Origin of the sequence: Saccharothrix sp. CB00851, from assembly GCF_001905065.1 — a bacterium.
Classification (GTDB): Bacteria; Actinomycetota; Actinomycetes; order Mycobacteriales; family Pseudonocardiaceae; genus Actinosynnema.
The window spans coordinates 1-6,744 of record NZ_LWLC01000059.1; the positions used below are offsets into that span (position 1 = coordinate 1).

At 64.1% G+C, this 6,744-nt stretch carries 8 protein-coding genes; 6 read left to right on the forward strand and 2 right to left on the reverse strand.

Annotation, left to right across the window (positions count from 1 at the left end; translation table 11 throughout):
• Positions 1-1,347 (forward strand): Hint domain-containing protein (locus A6A25_RS38440; RefSeq protein ID WP_274534384.1); only part of this gene is annotated, 1,347 nt, incomplete at its 5' end.
• 124 nt (positions 1,348-1,471) lie between these two features.
• Positions 1,472-1,756, forward strand: a complete 285-nt coding sequence (locus A6A25_RS43680) for a hypothetical protein (RefSeq protein ID WP_143193693.1) — start codon at positions 1,472-1,474, stop codon at positions 1,754-1,756.
• A gap of 947 nt (positions 1,757-2,703) precedes the next feature.
• Here the strand turns inward: A6A25_RS43680 and A6A25_RS38445 are convergent.
• Positions 2,704-3,837, reverse strand: a complete 1,134-nt coding sequence (locus A6A25_RS38445; RefSeq protein ID WP_083669014.1) for an IS701 family transposase — start codon at positions 3,835-3,837, stop codon at positions 2,704-2,706.
• A gap of 15 nt (positions 3,838-3,852) precedes the next feature.
• The gene (locus tag A6A25_RS38450; RefSeq protein ID WP_241829146.1) at positions 3,853-4,416 is read right to left on the reverse strand and encodes a bifunctional DNA primase/polymerase; all 564 of its coding nucleotides are present in this window, start codon (positions 4,414-4,416) and stop codon (positions 3,853-3,855) included.
• A 9-nt stretch (positions 4,417-4,425) separates the two neighbouring features.
• Here A6A25_RS38450 and A6A25_RS46110 point away from each other — a divergent pair, with 9 nt between their 5' ends.
• From A6A25_RS46110 to A6A25_RS38465, 4 genes are all read left to right on the forward strand, one after another.
• A complete protein-coding gene (locus A6A25_RS46110; protein ID WP_241829147.1) occupies positions 4,426-4,686 on the forward strand; it encodes a hypothetical protein in 261 nt (86 codons plus the stop codon).
• Positions 4,686-4,838, forward strand: coding sequence for a hypothetical protein (locus A6A25_RS45115; protein ID WP_198933013.1), 153 nt, complete (start codon positions 4,686-4,688; stop codon positions 4,836-4,838). The genes A6A25_RS46110 and A6A25_RS45115 overlap by 1 nt, the downstream gene beginning before the upstream one ends.
• A gap of 68 nt (positions 4,839-4,906) precedes the next feature.
• Positions 4,907-5,986 carry a polymorphic toxin-type HINT domain-containing protein gene (locus tag A6A25_RS38460; protein ID WP_158073899.1) on the forward strand — a complete coding sequence of 360 codons (1,080 nt, stop codon included), beginning with the start codon at positions 4,907-4,909 and terminating at the stop codon, positions 5,984-5,986.
• Complete coding sequence (locus A6A25_RS38465) at positions 5,964-6,455, forward strand: DUF4240 domain-containing protein (protein WP_073898963.1); 492 nt, start codon at positions 5,964-5,966, stop codon at positions 6,453-6,455. The genes A6A25_RS38460 and A6A25_RS38465 overlap by 23 nt, the downstream gene beginning before the upstream one ends.
• The last annotated feature ends 289 nt before the right edge of the window (positions 6,456-6,744 follow it).

Here is a 6,744-nt window from a genome sequence, read left to right on the forward strand (position 1 = left end):
GGCTACGCCTACGCCAACAACAGCCCGGTCACCTACAGCGACCCGACCGACCTGATCATCGACTGCGGTCCAGACGGTGTGCTGTGCGGCAGGAACCCCGCGGTGCATGGTGAGGGTGCCAACGACACCTACGAGCGGGAACGGACGACGTTCTACGACCGTCAGCGTGCGTGGCAGCAGTCCAACAGCGGTAACGACACGGCGTTGAAGAATCGGCTGGCCACCGAGGGCATCTCGTGGGAGGACTACCAGCGGGCGTTGGCCGATGCCCACAAGACGAAGTGGGATGTGATCAAGGAGGTTGCCTGGGAGGTCTTGAAGGAGATCTCCGGGTGGAACGACATCGTCGATTGTTTCACCAAGGGTGACATCTGGGGCTGCGCCGGTCTGGTCGCGGGCCTGGTGCCGTGGGGCAAGGCCGCCAAGGTCCTGGAAGCCGGCTACAACGCGCTCAAAGCGGTCGGCCGCCTCGCCGGCATCGTGGACAAGGCCAAGGGCGTCCTGCGCCGGGTCCAGACCATCACCGACGACATCACCCGCGCCGCCACCGAGGAGTTCCAGAAGCTGGTGTCCGGCGGCAGTGGGAGCTGTGCGAAGCACAGCTTCGTAGCCACGACGCTGGTCCTGATGGCAGACGGCTCCACCAAACCAATCGCCGAAGTCGAGATCGGCGACAAGGTGAAAGCCACCGACCCCACCACCGGCGAAACCACCGCCCGCTCCGTCGTCGCCACCATCGTCCACACCGACGAAGACGACATGACCCGCCTCACCGTCACCGCCGATGACGGCACCACGGGCACCGTCGACGCCACCTCATGGCACCCCGTCTGGGTAGAGGCCGAAGACCGCTTCGTCAACATCGGGGACCTCAAACCCGGTCAGCAACTCACATCGGCGGCCGAGGTCGCGAGCGTTCGCAGATACGCGCATGTTGAGCCGGTATACGATCTGACGGTCGACGGCATCCACACCTACCACGTGGCTGTCGGATCTGTAGCAATACTGGTGCACAATTGCGAACGGGAGGACAAGGTCGTTGATCTGACATTGGAGCCAGGGCCGTATGCGAAGGAGGGGGTGTCGGTCGCACATGGTGATCGGATCGACCCGGTCACCGAACAACCGTTGATCAATGAGTCGGGCGACGCACACGGTTGCCAAACCTGTGGTGTAAGAAGCCCAGGGACGAAGAGTGGAAACTGGATCGGCGACCACGTCCCAGCCAATAAGTTGGTGCCTAGTGGGCCGTTCACCGCGTACCCTCACTGTACGAAATGTGCTCGCACCCAGGGCGGTGTGGTGAATGGAATAAATCGGGAGTGGTATGATTTCCTCGCAGAGTAGTGAACGGGGCGGGCGTCTCATGGGTTCGTTTACCATGGGCTTCTCTCACGGTCTTTTGATCGTTCGCGACAGAGGTAGTGTCTCGACTCACGATCACTGGGAGCCGTCGAGCTCCTGTATCGACGTGGGATCCGACTCCATCTACCTTGCTGTGCTCAACGCAATTGATGGCGTAGTGGAAGTGAACTTCATCGAAGGTGGCGAACCGGACGAAGCGCTGCTTTGTGTCTACCAGGGTGGACTTGAGGTCTCATCCGGGCAACTAGTTGCTCACGATCCGAACGAAGACATCACGGCAGTATTCTATGTACAACATGGAGTTAACCGGCTGAGTGTCGAAGTTGACGATGAGGAGAACGCGAGCGTGATCAACGTGCGCATCAATTCGGCGGCGAAGTCCTACTCCTGATCGTCGCACGCTCACTGGTTCCTGTGCCGAGTCGATCGTGGCGCCTCCAGCAAGCTTTGTTTGATGCTGTTGACATGGGTGGCGACTCAGGTTTGCTCGGCGACAGTCGTTGACGTGTCGGGCGCCGAGCAGGTTTGCCGGCGCCGGCGGCCACGGTTCCGCCGGCGCCGAATCTGTCGACAGGCAGGGCGGTGCCTCCTGCCCGGCGCTGGTGCGCTACGCCCACGAGACCTGCTGGCCTCGCCGAGGTCCCCGCCGTCGGGCTTCGGCCACCGTGTTCGTGCCGGGATAGGTCAAGAGGTCGGCCAGCCCTCTGTCGGGTCGCTGGCTGTCCCTGGTCGACGGCAAGCACCTGCACTGCCCGATCCCCCAAGATGTGCGGTGGACGCGGGCCGCCCTGCACCGCTTCGTCCACGGTCTGCGCAAGGACAACGACGTCGTGGCCGCCGGACTTGCCTTGCCTCACAGCAACGGCACCACCGAAGGGGTCGTCGACCCGGTCGGTGCAGCCGCACCGGTCGGTGATCATGTGCAGTGCGGCGTTGAACAGTTCCGCTTCTGCTGTAGCCAGGGGGTAGTCCTGCGCCGACGAGTTGCCCGAGCGCGACGGAGGCGACGAACAGAGTCCGGGTGTGTGCCCCTGATTGGGCCGCTGCGACCCTGTCCCGCTCACCCTTGACCGCTGCGGTGACGTAGGCCGGTAGCCGCTCGGAATGGCTCACGATTGGTGTTGTACGGGCCGGTGGCGGCTTGGGAGTGAGGCGCTGGCTAATACTGCAACGGCACTTATGTGAGTGGGTAGCCGCGTCGCTTGTAGTGACTGAGGCGGGCTTGGTGTTGGCGTCGTCGGCGCCAGCACGACCAGGACCAGACGTGCTCGGCGCTGGTGGTGGGTTGTAGTACCAGGTTGATCAGCAGGCGTCGGATCTCGGGTAACGTGAAGCCGATCATGCCTGTGCGGGTGACGCCGGTTCCCCTTTTGCCACAAGGGTTCGGGTGACGGCGAGCCAGGCGTGGGCGAGCATGGACAGGGTGATGTGGGCATACCAGGCCCGCCAGGAGCGGACCTGGTAGTGGTCGAGTCCTGCCTCGTTCTTGGCCTGTTGGAAGCATTCCTCGATGCGCCAGCGGGTGCCGGCGATCCAGGCCAGGTCCAGCAGTGTCGACCGGCGCGGTCCGTAGCAGACGTAGAAGGCGATGTTGGTCGGGTCGGTGATCGAGCGGCGGGCGAGCAGCCAGTGTCCGCGGCCCGGTTCCCACAGGATGCGCAGCGGCACCCGCGCCCAGTCGTACTCGCGCGGCCCGTGGGCCCCGGCGCCCACCGACAATCGCCGCCAGGCCCGTGCCGGCAGCCCGGCGACGAGGTCGTCGGCGCGGACCTGGCGCAAGTCGGTGGTGACCAGCGTGTCGTTGACCCTGGTCGCCACCACGTGGGCGATGTCGTGCTGCTCGAGCCAGAACCGGAGGTACTTGGCCTGTCCGTTGGCCTCGTCCGCGGTCACCCATCCGAACGGCACGCCGGCGGCCAACGCCCGTTCGATCATGGCCATCGCCTGCCGCGGCTTGGTCGCGAACTCCACCCCGTCCGGGACACCGGCCGCCCGACACCGCTCACGGTCCGCGGTCCAGGACTCCGGCAGGTACAGCTCCCGGTCGATCAACGCGTGACCACGGTCGGAGGCGTAGGCCAAAAACACCCCGACCTGGCAGTTCTCCGTTCGTCCGGCGGTGCCCGAGTACTGCCGCCGCACCCCGGCCGAGCGGGTGCCCTTCTTCAGGAATCCGGTGTCGTCCACGATCAGCACCCCGTCCTTGGCGCCGAGGTGCCCCACGACGTAGTCGCGCAGGTCGTCCCGCACGCCGTCGACGTCCCAGTCCGCCCGACGCAACAACCGCTGCATCCCGTCCGGCGACACCTCACCGGCCCGCTCGGCCAGCGTCCAACCGTTCTTACGTTCCAACCCGGCGGTCAGCCCGAGCAGGTACTCCCGAGTCCGCGACCGGGGCTCCGACCTGGCGAATCGAGCACCGATCCGCGCGTGTACCCGATCCAACTCCGCCACAGCGACATCAACCACCACGACGAACATGATCCACTACCGAACAAGCAAGTGCCGTTGCAGTACTAACCCAGCCGGGCAGTCCGGCGGGGCCGGTGTCGTCGGTGACTGTGTAGCCGCCGTTCGGGTGACCGATCCCGGTCCGACCACGTGGCCCCACGCGCGGGTGTCCACCTTCCACCCGAGTCCGTTGCCCTTGTCACCCTCGGTGCTGCGCAGTTCCACACCGGACGGTGTGCGGAAGTACAGGTGTGTTCCGCCGCGGGCAGTGCGCACGGTGCGCGTCTCCCACGGCACCGGCTGCCCCGCTTCCTGGCAGACGGCGGCGAACACGTCGTGGCCGTCCACGATGCCCCTCCGGTTCCAGCCGTCCTTGGGCACATCGTCGGGTGTCTTGCGGGTGTCCAGGTCGATCACGACCAGCCCACTCGGGCCGGTGGCGATGCCGATGTTGAACGGTCCGGCCGACCAACACCGCTCGATCACGGCAGGGTCGGTGGTGGCGCGCTGTTCGGGCTTGGCGTGTCCGTCGCGGCACGCCCCAGTGCGGGGGCAGCGCTTCTCGCTGTGCAGTGCGGCGATCTTCTCGCCGGGGGGCAGCGGGAAGACGTGGCAGCCGTCGAGGTGATCAACAGCTACGAGGTCGGCACGGGTCGCCTCGAACGCACGATCGCCAGCCGTGAGACGACGACCGGCAGCCGTCTGGCCGAGCGTACCTACACCTACGACCCGGCCGGCAACGTCACCAAGATCGCGGACACTCCGGTGGGCCGGGTGGCGGACACGCAGTGCTTCGCCTACGACCACCTGCGCCGGATGAACGAGGCGTGGCGAGCCCGTCGTCGGACCAATCGCGCCGGCGCGAGGTGATGACGACCGAGGCGGTCGGCTCGACGGGCAGCATCCCGCTGATCCAGCCGGGCTGGTCGACATTGTCGAAGACGAGCAACCACCGGCCCTCGAAGGCAGACCTGATCGCGTCCTGCGACTCGGTGAAGGGTGCCGCCCTGCTCAGCGAATGAGCGGTCCGCCAGCTGACCGCCGGCGGTTGCCTTGGCCATCCGGCGGCGGAGAGGACTACCAGCGGGCGTTGGCTGATGCCCACAAGACGAAGTGGGATGTGATCAAGGAGGTTGCCTGGGAGGTCTTGAAGGAGATCTCCGGCTGGAATGACATCGTCGATTGTTTCACCAAGGGCGACATCTGGGGCTGCGCCGGTCTGGTCGCGGGCTTGGTGCCGTGGGGTAAGGCCGCGAAGGTCCTGGAAGCCGGCTACAACGCGCTCAAAGCGGTCGGTCGCCTCGCCGGCATCGTCGACAAGGCCAAGGGCGTCCTGCGCCGAGTCCAGACCATCACCGACGACATCACCCGCGCCGCCACCGAGGAGTTCCAGAAGCTGGTGTCCGGCGGCAGTGGGAGCTGTGCGAAGCACAGCTTCGTAGCCACGACGCTGGTCCTGATGGCCGACGGCTCCACCAAACCGATCTCCGAAGTCGAGATCGGCGACAAGGTGAAAGCCACCGACCCCACCACCGGCGAAACCGCCGACCGCGCCGTCGTCGCCACCATCGTCCACACCGACGAAGACGACATGACCAGCCTCACCGTCACCAACGAGGGCGGCACCGCAGGCACAGTCGACGCCACCTCCTGGCACCCCGTATGGGTCGAGGACCAACGCAGCTTCGTCAACATCGGCGACCTCGACCCGGGCGACCGCCTCACCTCGGTCGGCGGCACCTCGCCAGAGGTAGTTGATGTGGACCGCTACAGCCGGGTTGAACCGGTGTATGACCTCACCATTGAGGACGTTCACACGTACTATGTGTTGGCGAGCGCCACGTCGGTACTGGTGCACAACTGCAATAAAAAGCAAGGGATCTACGAGTTCGAAGACCAATTGAATCCCGGAAAAATTTACGTGGGCAAGACGAATAACCTCGACCGTCGCCTGCAGAGCCATGTCGACAGTGGGCGACTAAAGAGAATTGACGACGCGACCTGTACCCATGTTTGTGGAACAAACGACGACCTCTTCGTGGCCGAACACCTTCGAATGCAAGAACTGCGCGGTCGAGGGGTAGAGTTGTCGAACGACTACGCATCCCCGGGGAAGAAGATTCTCGAGAGAAGGAATGCTGAAAAGTATGAGCAACTCACCCTTTGGTAGCGCCGGGTTCGAAGCGAACCGCTTCTGGGCTGTTATCGGGTTCAGTGCCGTTCAAGATGCCGGCGAGGTCGATTCTGCCTTGAATGGTATCTCATCACGCTTGGGCCCGTTGACTGAAACGGACCTGGTCGGATTTGTTGAACGACTTCACGAAGCGCTATTCCGTATTGACAGGAAGATTCTTGCGCGGGTGCCGGTCACGTTGGCGTCTGGCTTGGAATTTCCCCAGTCGAGCGACCACTTCCTTTACGCCCGTTGTGCGTGCATCTTGGCGGGTAGGGAGGCATACGAGACTGTCTGGCGAAGTGATGCCGGATTCGCACGTTTTGTGGCACCGTCCGTCCAGGGGGCCGAGAGTCTCCTCTATATCGCATCGGAGGAATACAAAGACAGAACTGGAATGTCCGTGGATATTCGGAACTTCTTCCCGATCGAGTCCATGTCGAACGCTGAAGGTTGGACTGGCTGACTCTCAACATTCAGGCTGATACGATAAAGTGTGGCTCGCCCGGCGAACCCGGAGGCGGATCCGTTGGGTTTGCAGCGGTCGGCGAGTCAGAACGGGTGGGTGAACACGGCAGGGAATCTTCCCGAGCATTCGGAGGCGACGGCGAAAAGGGGCGTAGATGTGATTGGTGTCGTCGTTTCGCGAGCCTCCCGATGATCGCGGATCGAGAGGCAGCCAAACAGGTATTGACTTCGGCGCTGGCGGCTACAGATCTTGAAAGGTCAGGGTGATCATGCGTTCCTCGGCGTGT

Bases quoted from the DNA above. Each gene is read 5' to 3' on its own strand.
- A6A25_RS45115 (WP_198933013.1), top strand. From the start codon at position 4,686: ATGACGACCGAGGCGGTCGGCTCGACGGGCAGCATCCCGCTGATCCAG.
- A6A25_RS38465 (WP_073898963.1), top strand. From the start codon at position 5,964: ATGAGCAACTCACCCTTTGGTAGCGCCGGGTTCGAAGCGAACCGCTTC.